Below are 18079 nucleotides of genomic sequence, written 5' to 3' on the forward strand. Positions count from 1 at the left end.
TACTTTTTTGGAATCAAATTTATTAGGCAAAAATCATTTTAAATTAGTTAACTTAGCTACATAGTAACGTGCCATTCCACACAACGTATGAATTTTTCTTCCGACAGGCGCAATTTAGTGCGCTGGATCATCATCCTCGCTTCGTTTAACTTTTTAGTCCTGATCCTTTGGAACACCTATACGTTTTTCCAAACCTTCAAAAACGAAGAACGTTTAAAAATGGAACTTTGGGCCGAAGCCTCCAAAACGCTGAACAATGCCGACGAAAACACCGATGTGGAACTACCGCTTCAGATTTTAAGCAACAACACTACCATTCCCATCATTCAAACCACAGAAAACGACAGTATACTTGGCATGACCAATGTAGAAGAAGAAGTTGCTAAAGACAAACGAAAAGCACTACTCTTTTTCAATAAGTTAAAATCGGAAAACCGACCTATTGTGATGAACATTGCCGGAAAAAAACATTTGTATTATTACGGCAACTCCTCCTTGATTACTAAATTAAAATACTATCCAATCGCTTTAGTTTTAATTGGGTTGTTCTTTAGCGGGATGATCTTCAACTTTTACCGCGCCAGTAAAATGGCCACACAAAACAGGCTTTGGGCCGGTATGGCAAAAGAAACCGCACACCAAATCGGAACCCCTTTGTCTTCATTAATCGGTTGGCTGGAAATTCTGAAATTAGAGAATGTAAACGAAAGTATGGTCGAGGAAATCGAAAAAGACATTAACCGCCTGCAAACCATTACGGATCGTTTTTCTAAAATCGGTTCGGAACCTATCCTTGAAAACCGGGATTTAATCCAGGAAACCGAACAATCTTTCGAATACCTGAAGTCCCGAACTTCCAAACAAGTGGAGTTTTCGTTCACGGCGCCAGAGCATCCCATCACCATTAAATTAAATCCGATTTTGCACAGCTGGACTATTGAAAATCTGGTAAAAAATGCCATCGACGCCATGAAAGGAAAAGGAAAATTAGCTGTAATGATTGAAGAGAACGAACGTTTTGTCAAAATCAAGGTAAGTGACACCGGAAGCGGCATTCCAAAAGCACAGTTTCAGAGCGTTTTCGAACCAGGTTTCACCACAAAAAAACGTGGCTGGGGACTTGGCCTGTCCTTAACCAAACGAATTGTGGAAGAATACCACAACGGAAGAATCAAAGTAGCGCATTCCGAAATCGGCAAAGGGACTACCATGCAGATCACCTTCAAAAAGATGACATAACAAAAAGCGAAATCATTGATTTCGCTTTTTGTTTTTATAAGTTTGAATTTATCGTTTTAGCCAAACTTTCAAATTCTTCTGGCGTAAGACTTGTTTTTCGCTCAAAACGCATATCATCCATATCCTGAAGCGGAATTAAATGAACGTGCACATGAGGCACTTCCAATCCGACAACTGCTACGCCGATACGTTTACATTCCACGCTTTTCTCTAAAGCTTTGGCTACTTTTCTTGAGAATTTCATCAAACCAAGATAATGCTCCTCTTCCATATCGAAAATCTTATTGATTTCCTGTTTCGGAACGCAAAGCGTATGACCTTTCGCATTTGGGTTCACGTCTAAAAAAGCGATAAAATTATCGTCTTCCGCTACTTTATAACAAGGAATTTCCCCGTTTATGATTTTGGTGAAAATGGATGCCATAATCTATATTTTAAAAATTAGCGTTCAAAAATTAATCACGTGAAATCTCAAGAACTTCAAATTTTAAAGTTCCGTTCGGCACACTGATCTCCGCAATTTCTCCAACTGATTTCCCTAAAAGTCCTTTACCAATAGGGGAAGTCACTGAAATTTTACCGGTTTTTAAATCGGCTTCGCTCTCAGCCACTAAAGTATATTTCATTTCCATGCCGTTAGTCTGATTTTTGATTTTAACGGTAGACAAAACCAACACTTTGGAAACATCCAATTGCGACTCATCGATTAAACGGGCATTGGCCACAAGATCCTCCATTTTAGAAATTTTCATTTCCAACAAACCTTGCGCTTCTTTAGCAGCATCGTATTCTGCGTTTTCAGACAGATCACCTTTATCCCTTGCTTCAGCAATTGCTTCAGAAGCTTTCGGACGTTCCACATTCTTTAAATGATCTAATTCTTCTTTCAGTTTTTTTAATCCTTCGGCAGTATAATAAGATACTTTACTCATAATTTCATCGTTAATATAAATAGAAAAAATCCCATCGGAACGGGATTTCTTTCTACAAAGATATTGTTTTTATTTTATTTCAAATTTAATTGCCGTATCACAGCATTTGTCAAAGTTAATTAAATTAAATTTGTTTATCAATTGTTTTCAAAAATATTTAAAATGAAAAAATACTTTTCTTTCTTGGTTCTGGTACTTGTTTTAATCAGTTGCCATAAAGACGATGGGCCAAATCAAAACAATCCCTACTTACCTAATTATGCCGTGAACGTTCAAATTAACATGAATCTGCCGGCCTACAATAATCTAATTAACGCCGCAAATGCTGCTTATGTAAGCGGACAAGGAATTCGAGGAATTATAGTTTTCAACACCGGAAGCGGTTACAATGCTTTTGACGCTGCCTGCCCGAACCAAGCCTTAAGCAGTTGTTCAACCATGACCATTAGCGGAATCAATGCCGTTTGCCCTTGCGACAACAAACAATACAGCCTGTTCACAGGACAAGCAGCAGGAATGCAATATTCGATGAAACAGTACCGAACTAGCGTTAACGGCAACATCATCACCATCTACAATTAAAAAATCCTGACCTCTGTAAAAGCGGTCAGGATTTTCACAATCTATAATTAAATTAACTGAACCTTAAAATTTAACCGTAACTCCGGTCAGGAGGTTTCTTCCCGCTTGAGGATAATAAAAATTTTCGGTAATGGCCGGATCGTTTGAATTTTGGGCTCGGTAATAATAGCTGTATGTATATCCGTTGGAAACATACATTTTATCAAAAATATTATTGACCAATACATTGAAAGATAACTCCACCATACTCTTGATTTTCAACTTATACGAAGCCGAAAAATTATTCACAAAATAAGCCTCCATACTTTTGCTTTCCGCCTGAGTATTATCCAGAAATTGTTTACCGATGTATTTCGAAATCAAGCTCAACGATAAATTTGATATCGGAGTAAATTGAAGGGTACTCGAAGCAATCACACTTGGTGAAAACGAAATGTCCGTATCTTTATAGGTAGTTTTCACTTCTTCGTAGCTTACTGTCTCCCAAGTATTCGGATCGTATTGCGTATCATAAACCACATAATCCAACTGCTTGATTTTGTTCTGGCTCAAGGTTGCATTCAAATCCCAACGCAATTGTTTGATGAATTGAAAACCTGCCTGAAGCTCGATCCCGGTTCTGTAACTACTGGCTACATTCTGACGGATTGGATCACCCACATCATCAATAGCCCCGGTCAACACCAATTGATTGTTGTAGTGCATGTAAAAGTAATTTGCCGTGGCATAAAACTTCTGATCTTTAAAACGATAACCGAATTCATAATCGATTAATTGTTCCGATTTAGGCTCGATTGGGTTTTTGGTCAAATCGTCGCGGTTCGGTTCACGATTCGCTACCGCTACCGAACCATAGATGGAATGCTTCGCATTAAGTGCAAAATTCATCCCTAACTTCGGATTAAAGAAATAGTAATTCTTATCGAGGTCCAGATTTTTCATATCGGCACTTAAACCTTTTGCTTTATAATTTACGGTACGGTATTGCAAATCACCAAAAACCGTCAACTTATTAGTCAAAGCATAATCGGCTTTGGCATACGTGCTGTAATCCTGCTTTTCCCCGGTACTTTCGTAGTAACGGCTTCCCAGCGGCACTTCTACCGGAAAGGAATTCCAGATGATTTCCCCGAAATGTTTCCCATCGTATTTAGTAAAACCTCCGCCCAAATTGAACCCGAAACGGTTCTTTTTGTAATTCAAAGAATAAACAAACGCATAAAAATCATTATTCAGCCACTTCTGACGAATAACATTTCCTTCCTGAGCCGCATCTGGGCTATCCGGGAAATAATCTCCTAGTTTTTCATCGTCTTTGTATTGCTCGTAGTATCCTTTTCCTTTTGTGAAGTTTCCTGAAATAGAAGCTGATAAAACCTCACTTATCTTATGTGAGAAGTGCAATTGATAATGATTCTGCTCGTAATTATCGGTTTCATTTGCATAAGTGTAATGATTGTAGGTTCTTCCTGAATTCAGAAGATTTTCGGCTTCTGTTGCAGAAAGATAATTTCGACTGATGAACGCCTGCATTCCTTCATAATCTCCATTAACCACAGCTTCCGGCGTTCCGTACCAAGACTGATACGTTCGCTCTTTGCCCCCAAAAACAATGGCTTTAACCGAAGTTTTTGCATTGATAAAACCCGCTTCGGTATAAAATGATTTCAAGTCTGAAAATGCACGGTCGATGTAGCCGTCACTGGCAATTTTAGACAATCGTGCCAAGGCATAAAAACCATTTTTAACTCCTGTTCCTATGGAAATATTATGTTTACGGGTTCCAAAAGAGCCCACGGAATTTGTGATGGCTGCAAAACCTTTTTCGGTAGGCTTTAAGGTTTGTAGATTCAAGCTGGCTCCGAAAGCTCCGGAACCATTGGTAGAAGTTCCTACCCCACGCTGCAATTGAATATCTTCCACCGAAGAAACAAAATCCGGCATGTTTACCCAAAAAGTTCCTTGACTTTCCGCATCGTTATAAGGGATTCCGTTAATGGTTACATTTACTCGGGTTGCATCACTTCCACGCACACGAATTCCGGTATAACCTACACCGGCACCAGCATCAGAAGTAGTAACCACCGAAGGCAATTGATCCAAAAGAATTGGCAAATCCTGACCTAAATTGGTTGCTTCAAGTTTTTCTTTTGTAATAGTGGTAAAGGCGAAAGGCGCTTTGTCTTTCAAACGGGTCGCGGTTAAAAGCACTTCGTCCAATTGTTTGGTCTTTACGGTGTCCTGAACTGTTTTTTCCTGTGCGTAACTTAACGAAGTTTGCAAAACTGCCGTAACAATAATTGTTTTGAATAAAGTATTCATTCGTAAAATCATTACGAATAAAAGGGGCAATTATTCTTTTTAAAATTAAATTTGATACTATGCTGAACGTTATTTATGAAAAAAAGCCTGCGTGCCAGCTGACTCTTTCACTAAAAATGTACACTGTGCATTTTCTTAACGCTCAGCCCTCCCTAAACAGCATTACCTGTTCCAGGTTCTACGGGTATAATCTCAGCTCGTTATTTGGAGCACCCCTTTGAGACGCTGCAAAGGTAAAACGATAAAATCAAAATACAAGATCAAAAACTTAAAACTTAGGTTTCTGTCTGTTTTGCTTAATATCAGACTGATTGCGTTTCTCTTTCAAACGCTTTTCAATAACGGATCGTGGTATTTTTGTAGGCTTTCTCTTCTTCTGAATTTTTAAAGCTTCTTGTAAAATTCCTAAAAAACGCTTAATTACAATTTCCTTATTCTTAAGCTGACTTCGGTCTTCATCACAGTTTAGAATAAGAAGGTGTTCTTTGGTCAGTTTGTTCTCCAATTTGAACAGCAAAAGCTGTCTTTCTTCTTCAGAAAACGCCGCTGAATTTTTCAAATCAAAGGTAAGCACCACTTTTGAGGCAACTTTATTCACGTTCTGACCACCCGCACCACTGCTTCGAACTGCCTTAAACTGTAACTCCGATAAACTAATTTCCTTATTCACTTTTATTCGTGCTGATGTGCCGGCTTAAGTAAATCATTCACAGTTTTTACCGGATTAAACGTAATGAGTGGCACTTCAACAAAAAGTGTGATCCAATTGGCCATCGCTCCGTTCCACAATCCCGGCAATTCATAAGCTTTTATGTTCTTTCCGTTTTTGGTTTTCTGAACTACAAAACCTGCCTGATGATTAACAAAATCAGTAAGGTTGAACTTTTCGCCCTTATAGTTTTTAAGCCCGCAAACCAAATCCACCGGATTGAAATGCGTCGCTTCTGAAAAAATACGTTTTTGTTGCTCACTCTGTAAATCTATCTGAGAAGATTCCACAATCTGCAGGGAAACCGTTCCGTTGTCTTCATTAACCCAAAAAGGTCCTCCGCCCGGTTCTCCTTCGTTTTTAACCATTCCGCAAACGCGAATTGGACGGTTCAAGAGCTGAAAAAGTTCTTGTTTTTGGTATTCAGGCGAAAATTTTGAAAAATCTTTAGGCAAGGCAACTTTTAGTTTTTCGGTAGTAAAGACAACCACTTCTTCAACAGCATTTTGCTCAGAATTTTCTAGTTTTTCAAGATGCTTAAAAATTTCCTTCTGCAATTGAAGCAATAAACCTCCCAAGGCTTTTTTATAAAAAACGATTTCCTCAAAATGATTGAATGCCACATTATCAATATTTTTGATAAATGCCACATCACTTTCCAACTGATTCAAGTTTTCAATTAATGCGCCATGACCTCCCGGGCGAAAAAACAGTTCCCCATTTTCCAATCGGAACGGACTATTGTTCATATCTACAGAAAGCGTATCAGTAGCCAATTTCTGAAAAGAATAAACCACTTGTGTTTCAGTATTTTGAGACACTATTTTTTTAAATTCTTCAAGATGCTCTTCGGAAACCGTAAAATGAATCCTGCTCTTGTCCTGTGTTTGCGCATAAACTAGCGCTTCGCTCAAATGTTTAGCAATTGGCGTGGAAATTGTATCTTTAAATTTATGAAAAGGCAAAACCCCTTTGGGCTTGTTGGCAAAATCAAAACCTTCTTCAGACAAAAGCGTACTTATGAAATAATAGTACTTTTCATCTTGAGAAAAAGAATCGTAATTTCCGTAAAGGCTTTTCACTTCTTCCAAAACCATTTCATAAAACGGAAATTTTTCAATTCCCACCAAAAAAACAGATAACTCTACCGCATTTCTTCTGTTGATGTAGGCGTTAATGGTTTCTTCTCCCAACTTAAAATCGTTGATAAAATCGATCAGGAATTTAAACATTCTGCTTGCCGCACCCGAGGCCGGAACAAATTTCTCGGTAATATAGCGGTCTTTATTTGCAGTGAAGTAACTAGCCAAATCCTGCATCTGTGCTTCTGAAAAAGAAAAAATACCGTCATCAATTCTTGCTGCGCGGTCCAGATCAATTTTAGCAATGCCGTTTTCAAAAAACGAAAGCTCCCTACGGATTTTCTCAATCGAAATCCCGTAACGGTTTATATAATCAAAATCGGATTCAGAAAACCCGTACTTAGTAATCAAATAATCTTTTGTTGTAAAATTCTCCTCCATTCTAAATAAGCCGAAATGGCTAACCCCGTAAAAATTAAATACTGTAACGACAACATTCCCAGACCTCTATAGGCATAAATAGGTGTAACAATAAAATCACCCAGTATCCATAAGGTCCAGTTCTCTATTTTTTTGTTGGCCATGTACCACATTGCAGTAAAGAAAATCCCCGCTGCTGTTATGTCAACATAATTTTCTTTTTTGATTTCTTGCCCAACGGTTTTATAGATTGCGAAAACTACAACAATTGTCAAAAAAAACAATGCAATTCCTATTATTTTTTCTTTAAAATCTGTTCTTGTAATAGGTAAACTATTCGCATTCTTATCTTTTCTGTTCCAATTCCACCAACCATAAATACTCATGACCGAAAAATAGAGATTAATCATCATATCCCCCAAATACCCTGCAATCCAAAGCAAATAGGTTGTGATGATTGTAGCCACCAAACCCGTTGGATACACCAGAATGTTCTCTTTTTTGGCGAACCACACACTGGCAATCCCCAAAACAAAAGCAATAAATTCCAGCACAATTTGAGTGATGGTCGCATTTTTATATGCCTCCAGAAAAAAATCAATCATAATTTCAAATTAGAAATTAAAGAAATCGCTGTCGTTTTCAAAAGCCGTTCCGATCACCACCATATCCGCTCCACATTGATAGGCCTGGTCGATTGCTTTTTTGGAACGTATCCCGCCTCCAACGATAACCGGAACACTTATATTCTGAGAAACCTTGGAAATCATCTCTAACGGAACGGCCCATTGGGCACCACTTCCCGCTTCCAGATAAATCAGTTTAATACCGATAAACTCTCCTGCTTGTGCCGTCTGTAAAACATAATCGGAATTCTCACGAGCTAACGGCTCTGTTTTACTAACACGCTGTACTGCAGTTTGTGTTCCGCTTTCAATTAAAATATAGCCGGTTGAAATAATCTCAAGTTTGGTTTGCTTTAAAATCGGAACAGCATTCACCTGGTGCTCAATCAAATAATCCGGATTACGACCGGAAAGCAGCGTCAAAAACAAAATTGCATCGGCACGGTTGGAAATCTGTGAAGGATTCCCGGGAAACAAAACAATCGGCAACGTCGTTTTATGCTTTAAGCGCTCAATTAACTCATCAATAATAGTTGCCTGAACAATACTTCCGCCAACAAAAACATGGGTTGCCGGGGAAGCATTTATTTTCAATATCAGGGCATCTAAAACATTCATGTCGATCTTATCCGGATCAAGCAATACTGCCAAGAGCTTTCTCCCTTCTTTTTTTGCCGATAGAATGTCGTTGTAAATCATTTTAGAAATCCGTTTTTGATTTGGTAAAAATAGCCCTTTTTTAAAATCCGTAAAATAATACATTACTTTTTGTATGATAATCTTACCCACTTCTCTTTTATTATGAAAATCTTTTTTCTAACAACATGATTTTTATCATAAAACCGAGGCCGCTAATCGATGTAAATTTGTCCTATAAAACAATAGAAATCATGACATTATATCAAAAATCACTACAGGACTTTCAAAGAGGATATATGGGGTTTGCAACCTTAGCGATTATCGGACAAAGTTGTTTAGGAGGCGCTGCCGCAATGTACATTTTACAAAACGGAACTTCCGTACTTCAAATGGTGCAATTGGCCATAGTGGTACTAATTTGCAGTATTGTAAACGGTTCCATTTTAGCACAACAGAAACCGAAACTTGTTTTCAACCTGATCATATCCAGTGCTGTAATCAGTATGGTAATGATTATTTTGAACACGCTGATCCTTTAAAATGAAAACCGACATTCAAAATCGGGACGATCTTTCTCTATTAGTGCATACTTTCTATGCCAAGATAAGGAGCAATACCGAAATCGGCCATTTCTTTAACCAAACCATCACCGACTGGGATAGCCATTTGGAAAAGCTGACCGATTTCTGGGAAAACAATCTTTTCGCGGTGCGAAAGTATTTTGGAAACCCTTTGCCAGCGCATGTGGAGGTCGATGAAAAATTCCACAACACTGTTAATCCCGATGTTTTTGGTCTTTGGCTGAATCTCTGGTTCGAAACTCTTGAGGAATTATTCGAAGGAGAAAATGTAGAACTTCTAAAGCGTCGTGCCAGAAAGATGGGAACCTTTTTAATGATCAGTATTTACGAAAACCGATCGCGAAATCATTCTGCTCTTAAAACACAAACCAACATATAGTTTTCGATTTCTTCAAAACAGACCTTGTAATGCTCAACCGTGTTATTAAAACGCAGTTGGGCATTGCATTTTTTATCCGTCAATAGAAATTCGTCTTCGAAAATATGATCCGGAAAACTGATGCCAATTTCGTTTTTCAGTTTAAAAATCGCCTCTTTAATACCCCAAATTACAGTAGCTTTCTTGGTTTGATCTGCCTCGGTTAAATGTTCCAAATGCGAAACATTCATAAAACGAGGAGCGATTCGCAACACTTTTTCTTTTACCTGCTCAATATCCAGCCCTATATTTTTTTCACTTAAAACGATGGCCGAAAAATCAAAAGAATGGGATATGGAAATGTGTGTTCCGTCTTTTAAATGCGGCTTGCCAAGCTGGTCATAATACAAATCAAAATCCGAATAACCACAATGTTGCAAAAGCATCCGAACGGATAAAAAACCTTTTTGGTGGCTCTTAGATTTCATGCCTTCCAAACGGGCCAAGGAAACATCTTTTAAACGCGTCTCACGGAAAAGCCAATCAAAATCTTCGGTTATTTTCCAAAGAAAAACCTTTGCACAAGAGTCTATATGGATAACTTTAAAAAATGACATCGAGTAGTTTACTGTTTTTCAAAAGATTAGAAAGCTAAACATTTTATAAAATACGCAAAATGCTTTAGGAAAATAAAAGGAAATGCGTAATTTTGCAGTCCGAAATCCATCGGAGAGTTATTAAAAACAAATATACTAAATAGATGAGTACAACAACCATTCCATTTGTAGCCTACAAAGTAAAAGACATCAATCTTGCAGCTTGGGGTAGAAAAGAAATTGAACTTGCAGAAGCAGAAATGCCAGGATTAATGGCGCTTCGTGCAGAATATGGAGCAAGCCAGCCTTTAAAAGGAGCGCGTATTGCAGGATGTTTGCATATGACGATCCAAACGGCGGTTTTAATCGAAACTTTAATTGCATTAGGTGCAGAAGTTACTTGGTCTTCTTGTAACATCTTCTCTACTCAGGATCAGGCTGCTGCTGCAATTGCTGCTGCAGGAATCCAGGTGTATGCATGGAAAGGTCTTGATGAAGAGTCTTTTGACTGGTGTATCGAGCAAACGCTTTTCTTCGGGGAAGACAGAAAACCACTAAACATGATCTTGGACGACGGTGGAGATTTAACCAACATGGTATTTGACCGTTACCCGGAATTAATCCCTGGAATCAAAGGTTTATCGGAAGAAACTACAACTGGAGTGCACCGTTTGTACGAAAGAATGAAAAACGGAACTTTGTTCATGCCGGCAATCAACGTAAACGATTCGGTTACTAAATCTAAATTTGACAACAAATACGGTTGTAAAGAATCTGCGGTAGACGCGATCCGTCGTGCTACAGACGTTATGTTAGCAGGTAAAAGAGTAGTCGTTTGTGGATATGGAGACGTTGGTAAAGGTACCGCAGCTTCGTTCCGTGGCGCTGGTTCTATCGTTACTGTAACTGAAATCGATCCAATCTGTGCATTACAGGCAGCTATGGACGGTTTTGAAGTAAAAAAATTAGACACTGTTGTTGCAAATGCTGATATCGTAATCACTACTACAGGAAACAAAGACATCGTTATTGGAAAACACTTCGAGGCGATGAAAGACAAAACTATCGTATGTAACATCGGGCATTTCGACAACGAAATCGACATGGCTTGGCTGAACAAAAACCACGGTGCTTCGAAAATCGAAATCAAACCTCAGGTGGACAAATATACTATCGCTGGAAAAGACATCCTTATCTTGGCGGAAGGTCGTTTGGTAAACTTAGGTTGCGCAACAGGGCACCCGTCTTTTGTAATGTCAAACTCGTTCACGAACCAAACATTAGCACAAATCGAGTTGTGGAACAATGCTGCAAACTACAAAAACGAAGTGTATATGTTACCGAAACACTTAGATGAGAAAGTAGCAGCGTTACACTTAGCAAAATTAGGTGTTGAATTAGAGACTTTAAATGCAGAACAAGCAGCGTATATCGGTGTTGAAGTTCAAGGACCTTTCAAACCAGAATATTACAGATACTAATAGCTTGTAGCTTACAGTTTATAAAACCCTTGCAGAGATGTAAGGGTTTTTGTTTGCAAAAGATTTTTCTTACTTTTTAACAAACAAAACACAAATGAGAAAAAGTATTCTCACCCTAACCTGCGCCCTAGTTTTACTTTCATGCAGCATTCAGGGGCTGACCAACGATTATTCCAAACTTAACCAAACCGAGAAAACCAAAATTGTTGCACTTGAAAACTTTGAAAAAGTAGACCCAGAGCATGTTTACAAAATCAATGCGAATCAATTAAAGCAAGAGCTTAGCAAACATCCAAAATCTTTGGTATATATTTTTAAAAACGGCTGTACTTCCGACCTGTGCAAACCCATGTTTGTTTACGAGAATTTCGCCAATAAAAACGGCTACAAACTCTTTTTGGTCATGAACGGTTATGCGAATCTAAACGAAACTCTGGAGCAGCGCATTAACTTTAAAAGCCCTTTATTTTCCATTGACAACGAGTACTATAAAAGCAAATACCGAAACACCTACATGCGCTATTTCGAAAATGATTTACAAGGAAAGCCCATCGATGCAGCTGAAGGCAAGTATTTAGGAAATTTATTTTTCTTCAAAGGAAACCAATTGGAAAAAATTGAACGCGAATTACCTAAAAGCTAGAAAACAAAAAACCCATTCTAAAACAGAATGGGTTTTTCAATATTTTTAAGAGTAATTCTTATGCTTCAAATGGAACAACAGAAACAAATGACTTGTTGTCACCTTTTTTCTGGAATTTCACTACTCCATCAACTTTTGCATGTAAAGTATGATCTTTACCCATGTAAACGTTTTCACCTGGATTGTGCTTAGAACCTCTTTGTCTTACGATAATGTTTCCAGCGATTGCAGCTTGACCACCATAAATCTTAACACCTAAACGTTTCGATTCTGATTCTCTACCATTCTTGGAACTACCGACACCTTTCTTGTGAGCCATGACGTACTAGTTTTTAAATGTTAATTATTCTTCTGTAGCTTCCGCTTTTTTAGTCGCTTTCTTTTTAGCTCCACCGCCAACGATACCTTCGATAACGATTTGAGTTAAAGCTTGTCTGTGACCGTTTTTCTTTTTGTAACCTTTTCTTCTTTTCTTTTTGAAAACGATTACTTTATCACCTTTTAAGTGTTGTAACACTTTGGCTTCTACTGAAGCACCTTCTACAGCTGGGGCGCCTAAAGTTACGTTTCCGTTGTCGTCTAACAAAAGAACTTTGTCGAAAGAAACTTTCGCACCTTCTTCTGCAGCTAAACGGTGAACATAAACCTTTAAGTCTTTGCTTACTTTAAATTGTTGCCCTGCTATCTCTACGATTGCGTACATAACAATAATGTTTAGTTAATTTTTCAAGTGTGCAAATATACAACTATTTCTTTACAGCGCAACTCTTTATCCAAAAAATAATTATAATCACTTAAAAATCAACACCCTTTAAAAAAACACCCTCTAATTGTAACAAAATCACGAAATTGCACACTCATTCAAGAAATAAAAAATAACTATTAACTCTTATGAAAAAATCTTTAATGGCTTTGAGTTCACTTTTAATGTTGGGCGCAGCGGCTTCAGCACAAAAAGTAGCATTTGAAGAATACAATCTGGATAACGGCCTGCATGTTATTTTACATCAGGACAAATCGGCTCCGGTAGTAATTACTTCTGTAATGTATCATGTGGGATCGAAAGACGAAAACCCATCCAGAACCGGATTTGCACACTTTTTTGAACACCTTTTATTTGAAGGAACCAAAAACATCGGTCGTGGTGAATGGTTTAAAATCGTAACTGCAAACGGAGGGAACAACAACGCAAACACTTCTGAAGACCGTACGTACTACTACGAAGTTTTTCCTTCCAACAACCTACAATTGGCTTTATGGATGGAATCGGAGCGCTTAATGCACCCGGTAATCAACCAAATTGGGGTAGACACTCAAAACGAAGTAGTTAAAGAAGAAAAAAGACTTCGTGTAGACAACCAACCTTACGGGAATTTGATTGCTGCAGTTAAACAAAACATGTACAAAGTGCACCCGTACCGTTGGGCTCCAATCGGGTCTATGGAACACTTAGACGCTGCAACTTTAGAGGAATTCCAGGCGTTCAACAAAAAATTCTACATCCCTAACAATGCTGTTTTAGTAGTTGCTGGTGATTTCGATCCGGCTCAGGCTAAACAATGGGTTAAAGATTACTTCAGTGCAATTCCAAAAGGAGCTGAAGTTAAAAAACAAAAATTTGAAGAAGCTCCAATCACGGAGACCATCAAAGCAACATACCAGGATCCAAACATCCAGATTCCAATGATGGTAGCTACTTACAGAACTCCTTCTATGAAAACGCGTGATGCTCGTGTACTAGACATGATCTCTTCGTATTTATCGGACGGAAAAAGTTCTAAATTGTACAAAAAAGTGGTAGACGACAAGAAAATGGCGTTACAGATTGGCGCGTTCAACTACAGCCAGGAAGATTACGGAATGTACATCCTTTACGGCTTACCAATGGGACAAAACACTACAGAAGGCTTACTAAAAGAAGTAGATGAGGAAATCGTAAAATTACAGAAAGACTTAATTTCTGAGAAAGACTTCCAAAAACTACAGAACAAATTCGAAAACCAATACGTAAACAGCAACGCAAGTGTTGAAGGTATTGCAGAGAACCTTGCTTCTTTCTATTTATTATACGGAGATGTAAACCTTATCAATACGGAAATCGAAATGTACCGTTCCATCACCAGAGAAGAAATCAGAGAGGCAGCTAAAAAATACCTAAACCCGAACCAACGTTTGATTTTAGATTACGTTCCTGCAAAAGACAAAGCACAAAACTAAGTTGAGAAGTACTATGAAATCGCCACTAACACCGAGTTTGTCAAAAACAAACACCGACAAACAAAAGGCGATACCATATATGACCTCTGACAAACAATTTTTACATATATGAAAAAATACATTTATATAGCCGCAAGTTTATTTTTAGCAATAACCATGCAAGCACAAGACAGAACACAACCTAAACCAGGCCCGTCTCCAGTAGTAAATGTTGGAAAACCGACAACTTTCACCCTTAAAAACGGTTTAAAAGTTTTAGTTGTTGAAAACCACAAATTACCTAGAGTTTCTTACAACCTGACTATCGACAACGCTCCTTATGCAGAAGGCAACAAAAAAGGGGTAGCTGATTTAGCCAGTGCTTTAATCGGTAACGGAACTAAGAACATGCCGAAAGATGCTTTCAATGAGGAAATCGATTTCTTGGGAGCTAACATTAATTTCAACGCAAACGGTGCTTCTGGAAGCGGATTATCAAAATACGCAGGAAGAATCTTGGAATTAATGGCAGACGGTGCTTTAAACCCAATCTTCTCTCAAGAGGAATTAGACAAAGAGCGTACAAAACTACTTGAAGGCTTAAAATCTGAAGAGAAAAGTGTAACTGCAGTTGCTGGTCGTGTGGAAGACGTTTTGGCTTTCGGAAAAGACCATCCATCTGGAGAATATTTAAGCGAAACTACTCTTAAAAACGTAACTTTAGACGACGTAATGCTTAACTACAACACATATTTTGTACCTGGAAACGCTTATTTAGTAGTTGTTGGAGACGTTAAAACCAAAGACGTTCAGAAAATGGTAGAAAAACAGTTTGGTTCATGGAAAAAAGCTATGGCACCAAACCTTACTTATACCGACCCTAAAAACGTTCAGTACTCACAAATCAATTTCGTAGACATGCCTAACGCGGTACAGTCTGAAATTGCTTTAGTAAATACGGTAAATTTAAAAATGACCGACAAAGAATACTTCGCTGGAATCTTAGCTAACCAAGTTCTTGGTGGTGGTGGTGAAGGACGTTTGTTCATGAACTTACGTGAAAAACACGGATGGACTTACGGAGCGTATTCTTCATTAGGATCAGGGAAATATGTAGAGAAATTCCGTTCAGGGGCTTCAGTAAGAAACGCTGTTACTGACAGCGCAGTAGTAGAATTCATGAACGAATTGAGAAGAATCAGAACTGACTTGGTTTCTGCTGAAGAGTTGAAAAACGCAAAAGCAAAATACATCGGAAACTTCGTAATGCAAATTCAAAAGCCGGGAACCATTGCACGTTATGCTTTAAACACAGAAACGCAAAAATTACCAGCTGATTTCTACGAAAACTACATCAAGAACATCAACGCGGTAACTGCGGAAGACATCAAAGCAGTAGCTAACAAATATTTCTTGGCTGAAAACACAAGAGTAGTAATTGTTGGTAAAGCCTCTGAAGTATTGCCTAACTTAGAGAAAATGAGCGCAAAACAAAAATTGCCTATTTTCTTCTTTGATAAATTCGGTAACCCAACAGAAAAACCAAAAGTAAGCATTCCAATTCCAGCGGGTGTTACTTCGAAAACCGTAATCGATAATTACATTAAAGTTATTGGTGGAGAGAAAGCATTGAAAGCAGTAAAATCTGTTGTAACGATTGCTTCAGGAACAGTTCAAGGAACTCCAATTGAGGTTATCAGCAAAGTAACATCCGACAAAAAAATGCTTTCAGAAACCAAAGCAATGGGAATGTCTATGATGAAACAAGTTATTGGAGACAAAGCCGGTTATGCTGTTATGCAAGGTCAGAGAAAAGACTTCACTGCTGAAGAATTCAAAGAACAAAAAGAAGGAGCTATACCTTTTGAAGAGTTGACATTCACTTCAAATCCTAACATCAAATTAGAAGGGATTGAAGCCATCAACGGAAACGATGCTTACGTTGTGAAAAACGACAAAACCAAATATTACTATGATGTAAAATCTGGTTTAAAAGTTGCCGAAGCTAAAGAAATGGAGCAAGGTGGTCAGAAAATGACACAGACTACTTACTACAGCAACTACAAAGAAGTAAAAGGAATCAAATTCCCTCACGAAATTGACATGAACGTTGGTATCGACATCAAATTGATGACTACTGAAGTAAAAATCAACGAAGGCGTAACTGCTGAAGATTTCAAATAAGAAGCTTAGTTATAAAAGAAAGGTCGCCAATTATGGCGACCTTTTTATTTTTTATACAGTTCTAATTTATTTCTTAGCCGAAAGATAAACCCCACCCAAAATAATCATTGCTCCAAAAACCTGAACCAACCCAATACTTTCTCCATCGAGCAACCCCCAAAAAATAGCAACTACCGGAAACAGATACGCCGAAGAAGCCGCAAAAACAGGAGAAGTCATCTGAATCAATTTAAAATACAACATATTGGCAATCCCGGTACCGATAACACCTAAAACACTCACAAAAAGTATCGAGTACTGCACTTGTTCATCTCCAAGCTGATTGAAAAAACCGGTAGAACTCAAAATAATCAAAGCCGGAACAGCCATCACTACGAAATTACCGGTGGTAATAGCCAAAGGATTGATGTCCGAAAGATATTTTTTGATGAAATTCACATTGAGCGCATAACAAAAAGTGGCCACTACTACAAAAAGTGCGTAAAAATAATTCTGCTCCGGATGATGGGCCGCACCGCTTAAAATCAGAATTAAACTTCCGGCCAAACCAACCATTACTCCAATAAACTGATTGCGCTGAAAGGCCAAACCAAAAAAAGTCACTCCTAAAATTAAAGCGTTTAAAGGCGTTAACGAATTAAGAATTGCACTGATCGAACTGTCAATTTCGCTTTGCGCAATGGCAAACAAAAAAGCCGGAATAAAGGTTCCGGTTAAAGCGGTCAGCGCAATGTATTTCCATTTTCCCAACGGAATTTGGGTCAGGCTTCTAAACCCAACCAGCAACAAAAAACAAAATGCAAACAACATCCGCAACGATCCAACCTGAAACGGAGTTAGTCCCACAAGGCCCCGCTTGATCAAAATAAAAGAACTCCCCCAAATTAAAGCAAGTGCCGCCAGTAAAATCCATTTCAGTTGTTTTGACTCCATAGTAGATTTGGTTTGAAATGTCAAAATTCTGTTATTTAAACGACAAACGGATGTTTTTTTGGGTAATTTTGCCTCAAATTTGTTAGTAGATTAAAAATCAAAATTTTAAACATATGACTTTTTCAAAATCTTTATTTGTTTTAGCAGTAGCCGGAATCACCTTCACAAGCTGCAAAAAAGAAGAAAAAACTACTGAAACCACTACTACCACAGAAGTTCCAGCTCCTAAAAAAGAAATTGCTGCGGAGAATCTTCAAACGGCAAGTTTCGAAATCGAAGGCATGACTTGTGCCATGGGCTGTGCAGCAACCATCGAAAAGAAATTAACCGAAACCCAAGGCGTTAAAGAAGCCGAAGTAGATTTTGAAACCAAAACCGCTACCATTGCTTTTGACAAAACGGTAAACAATCAGGAATCGCTAACTAAAATCGTAGAAGCTGTTGCAGACGGAAAAACCTACAAGGTAACACACTTCAAGTCGAATAGCTAAACACATAAAGCCAATTACCGGCACAAAAAAAGGAACTCGATCGAGTTCCTTTTTTATATCCTTCT

The 18079-nt window shown here is 38.2% G+C and carries 20 protein-coding genes and 1 riboswitch; of the genes, 9 read left to right on the top strand and 11 right to left on the bottom strand.

Annotated features, from left to right (window positions below):
* Positions 1-87: 87 nt before the first annotated feature.
* A complete protein-coding gene (locus LZZ90_RS05150) occupies positions 88-1239 on the top strand; it encodes a PAS domain-containing sensor histidine kinase (RefSeq protein WP_237789610.1) in 1152 nt (383 codons plus the stop codon).
* 34 nt (positions 1240-1273) lie between these two features.
* On the opposite strand, the gene LZZ90_RS05155 is transcribed toward LZZ90_RS05150, so the two are convergent.
* Together LZZ90_RS05155 and greA are read right to left on the bottom strand one after the other, a co-directional pair.
* The gene (locus tag LZZ90_RS05155; protein WP_237789611.1) at positions 1274-1663 is read right to left on the bottom strand and encodes an HIT family protein; all 390 of its coding nucleotides are present in this window, start codon (positions 1661-1663) and stop codon (positions 1274-1276) included.
* Positions 1664-1694: 31 nt separating this feature from the next.
* Positions 1695-2171, bottom strand: coding sequence for a transcription elongation factor GreA (greA, locus tag LZZ90_RS05160; protein WP_237789612.1), 477 nt, complete (start codon positions 2169-2171; stop codon positions 1695-1697).
* 162 nt (positions 2172-2333) lie between these two features.
* On the opposite strand from greA, the gene LZZ90_RS05165 reads away from it, so the two are divergent.
* Positions 2334-2753, top strand: coding sequence for a hypothetical protein (locus LZZ90_RS05165; protein ID WP_237789613.1), 420 nt, complete (start codon positions 2334-2336; stop codon positions 2751-2753).
* Between the two features lie 63 nt (positions 2754-2816).
* Here LZZ90_RS05165 and LZZ90_RS05170 read toward each other — a convergent pair whose 3' ends face one another.
* From LZZ90_RS05170 to LZZ90_RS05190, 5 genes are all read right to left on the bottom strand, one after another.
* Positions 2817-5075 (bottom strand): TonB-dependent receptor, encoded by a 2259-nt coding sequence (locus LZZ90_RS05170; RefSeq protein WP_237789614.1) that lies wholly within the window; start codon positions 5073-5075, stop codon positions 2817-2819.
* Positions 5076-5204: 129 nt separating this feature from the next.
* A riboswitch (TPP riboswitch) is annotated at positions 5205-5302 on the bottom strand.
* Positions 5303-5343: 41 nt separating this feature from the next.
* Entirely contained in the window at positions 5344-5745 is a 402-nt protein-coding gene (arfB, locus tag LZZ90_RS05175) for an alternative ribosome rescue aminoacyl-tRNA hydrolase ArfB (RefSeq protein WP_237789615.1), read from the bottom strand.
* 2 nt (positions 5746-5747) lie between these two features.
* The gene (locus LZZ90_RS05180) at positions 5748-7307 is read right to left on the bottom strand and encodes a DUF4301 family protein (RefSeq protein WP_237789616.1); all 1560 of its coding nucleotides are present in this window, start codon (positions 7305-7307) and stop codon (positions 5748-5750) included.
* The gene (gene pnuC / locus LZZ90_RS05185; protein ID WP_237789617.1) at positions 7274-7891 is read right to left on the bottom strand and encodes a nicotinamide riboside transporter PnuC; all 618 of its coding nucleotides are present in this window, start codon (positions 7889-7891) and stop codon (positions 7274-7276) included. The genes LZZ90_RS05180 and pnuC overlap by 34 nt, the downstream gene beginning before the upstream one ends.
* Positions 7892-7900: 9 nt before the next feature.
* Positions 7901-8611: a geranylgeranylglyceryl/heptaprenylglyceryl phosphate synthase gene (locus LZZ90_RS05190; RefSeq protein ID WP_237789618.1), complete on the bottom strand. Its 711-nt coding sequence runs from the start codon at positions 8609-8611 to the stop codon at positions 7901-7903.
* A gap of 125 nt (positions 8612-8736) precedes the next feature.
* Here LZZ90_RS05190 and LZZ90_RS05195 point away from each other — a divergent pair, with 125 nt between their 5' ends.
* Entirely contained in the window at positions 8737-9090 is a 354-nt protein-coding gene (locus LZZ90_RS05195; protein WP_237789619.1) for a hypothetical protein, read from the top strand.
* A gap of 1 nt (position 9091) precedes the next feature.
* Entirely contained in the window at positions 9092-9511 is a 420-nt protein-coding gene (locus LZZ90_RS05200; protein ID WP_237789620.1) for a group III truncated hemoglobin, read from the top strand.
* Here LZZ90_RS05200 and LZZ90_RS05205 read toward each other — a convergent pair.
* The gene (locus LZZ90_RS05205; protein ID WP_237789621.1) at positions 9478-10107 is read right to left on the bottom strand and encodes a 4'-phosphopantetheinyl transferase superfamily protein; all 630 of its coding nucleotides are present in this window, start codon (positions 10105-10107) and stop codon (positions 9478-9480) included. The genes LZZ90_RS05200 and LZZ90_RS05205 overlap by 34 nt on opposite strands.
* Before the next feature lie 143 nt (positions 10108-10250).
* Here LZZ90_RS05205 and ahcY point away from each other — a divergent pair, with 143 nt between their 5' ends.
* Together ahcY and LZZ90_RS05215 are read left to right on the top strand one after the other, a co-directional pair.
* Positions 10251-11567, top strand: a complete 1317-nt coding sequence (gene ahcY, locus LZZ90_RS05210) for an adenosylhomocysteinase (protein ID WP_237789622.1) — start codon at positions 10251-10253, stop codon at positions 11565-11567.
* A gap of 94 nt (positions 11568-11661) precedes the next feature.
* Complete coding sequence (locus LZZ90_RS05215) at positions 11662-12210, top strand: hypothetical protein (RefSeq protein ID WP_237789623.1); 549 nt, start codon at positions 11662-11664, stop codon at positions 12208-12210.
* Positions 12211-12268: 58 nt separating this feature from the next.
* Here LZZ90_RS05215 and rpmA read toward each other — a convergent pair whose 3' ends face one another.
* Positions 12269-12529 (bottom strand): 50S ribosomal protein L27, encoded by a 261-nt coding sequence (rpmA, locus tag LZZ90_RS05220; protein ID WP_023573269.1) that lies wholly within the window; start codon positions 12527-12529, stop codon positions 12269-12271.
* Positions 12530-12553: 24 nt separating this feature from the next.
* Positions 12554-12913 (bottom strand): 50S ribosomal protein L21, encoded by a 360-nt coding sequence (rplU, locus tag LZZ90_RS05225; RefSeq protein ID WP_237789624.1) that lies wholly within the window; start codon positions 12911-12913, stop codon positions 12554-12556.
* Positions 12914-13101: 188 nt separating this feature from the next.
* Between rplU and LZZ90_RS05230 the strand changes: the two genes are divergently transcribed.
* Entirely contained in the window at positions 13102-14427 is a 1326-nt protein-coding gene (locus tag LZZ90_RS05230) for a pitrilysin family protein (RefSeq protein WP_237789625.1), read from the top strand.
* Positions 14428-14535: 108 nt separating this feature from the next.
* Positions 14536-16590, top strand: a complete 2055-nt coding sequence (locus tag LZZ90_RS05235; protein WP_237789626.1) for an insulinase family protein — start codon at positions 14536-14538, stop codon at positions 16588-16590.
* 66 nt (positions 16591-16656) lie between these two features.
* On the opposite strand, the gene LZZ90_RS05240 is transcribed toward LZZ90_RS05235, so the two are convergent.
* A complete protein-coding gene (locus LZZ90_RS05240; RefSeq protein ID WP_237789627.1) occupies positions 16657-17523 on the bottom strand; it encodes a DMT family transporter in 867 nt (288 codons plus the stop codon).
* 113 nt (positions 17524-17636) lie between these two features.
* On the opposite strand from LZZ90_RS05240, the gene LZZ90_RS05245 reads away from it, so the two are divergent.
* On the top strand, positions 17637-18014 hold the full coding sequence (locus LZZ90_RS05245; RefSeq protein ID WP_237789628.1) for a heavy-metal-associated domain-containing protein: 378 nt from the start codon (positions 17637-17639) through the stop codon (positions 18012-18014).
* The last annotated feature ends 65 nt before the right edge of the window (positions 18015-18079 follow it).

This window comes from Flavobacterium sp. SM15, from assembly GCF_022012335.1.
Classification (GTDB): Bacteria; Bacteroidota; Bacteroidia; order Flavobacteriales; family Flavobacteriaceae; genus Flavobacterium.

What these genes read in the sequence shown, in the direction of transcription:
- rpmA (WP_023573269.1), bottom strand. Translation starts at nt 12,529, where the DNA reads ATGGCTCACAAGAAAGGTGTCGGTAGTTCCAAGAATGGTAGAGAATCA.
- LZZ90_RS05170 (WP_237789614.1), bottom strand. Translation starts at nt 5,075, where the DNA reads ATGAATACTTTATTCAAAACAATTATTGTTACGGCAGTTTTGCAAACT.
- LZZ90_RS05230 (WP_237789625.1), top strand. Translation starts at nt 13,102, where the DNA reads ATGAAAAAATCTTTAATGGCTTTGAGTTCACTTTTAATGTTGGGCGCA.
- LZZ90_RS05215 (WP_237789623.1), top strand. Translation starts at nt 11,662, where the DNA reads ATGAGAAAAAGTATTCTCACCCTAACCTGCGCCCTAGTTTTACTTTCA.
- LZZ90_RS05245 (WP_237789628.1), top strand. Translation starts at nt 17,637, where the DNA reads ATGACTTTTTCAAAATCTTTATTTGTTTTAGCAGTAGCCGGAATCACC.
- LZZ90_RS05240 (WP_237789627.1), bottom strand. Translation starts at nt 17,523, where the DNA reads ATGGAGTCAAAACAACTGAAATGGATTTTACTGGCGGCACTTGCTTTA.
- greA (WP_237789612.1), bottom strand. Translation starts at nt 2,171, where the DNA reads ATGAGTAAAGTATCTTATTATACTGCCGAAGGATTAAAAAAACTGAAA.
- pnuC (WP_237789617.1), bottom strand. Translation starts at nt 7,891, where the DNA reads ATGATTGATTTTTTTCTGGAGGCATATAAAAATGCGACCATCACTCAA.
- LZZ90_RS05195 (WP_237789619.1), top strand. Translation starts at nt 8,737, where the DNA reads ATGATTTTTATCATAAAACCGAGGCCGCTAATCGATGTAAATTTGTCC.
- rplU (WP_237789624.1), bottom strand. Translation starts at nt 12,913, where the DNA reads ATGTACGCAATCGTAGAGATAGCAGGGCAACAATTTAAAGTAAGCAAA.
- LZZ90_RS05205 (WP_237789621.1), bottom strand. Translation starts at nt 10,107, where the DNA reads ATGTCATTTTTTAAAGTTATCCATATAGACTCTTGTGCAAAGGTTTTT.
- LZZ90_RS05180 (WP_237789616.1), bottom strand. Translation starts at nt 7,307, where the DNA reads ATGGAGGAGAATTTTACAACAAAAGATTATTTGATTACTAAGTACGGG.
- LZZ90_RS05165 (WP_237789613.1), top strand. Translation starts at nt 2,334, where the DNA reads ATGAAAAAATACTTTTCTTTCTTGGTTCTGGTACTTGTTTTAATCAGT.
- LZZ90_RS05200 (WP_237789620.1), top strand. Translation starts at nt 9,092, where the DNA reads ATGAAAACCGACATTCAAAATCGGGACGATCTTTCTCTATTAGTGCAT.
- ahcY (WP_237789622.1), top strand. Translation starts at nt 10,251, where the DNA reads ATGAGTACAACAACCATTCCATTTGTAGCCTACAAAGTAAAAGACATC.
- LZZ90_RS05235 (WP_237789626.1), top strand. Translation starts at nt 14,536, where the DNA reads ATGAAAAAATACATTTATATAGCCGCAAGTTTATTTTTAGCAATAACC.
- LZZ90_RS05150 (WP_237789610.1), top strand. Translation starts at nt 88, where the DNA reads ATGAATTTTTCTTCCGACAGGCGCAATTTAGTGCGCTGGATCATCATC.
- LZZ90_RS05190 (WP_237789618.1), bottom strand. Translation starts at nt 8,611, where the DNA reads ATGATTTACAACGACATTCTATCGGCAAAAAAAGAAGGGAGAAAGCTC.
- LZZ90_RS05155 (WP_237789611.1), bottom strand. Translation starts at nt 1,663, where the DNA reads ATGGCATCCATTTTCACCAAAATCATAAACGGGGAAATTCCTTGTTAT.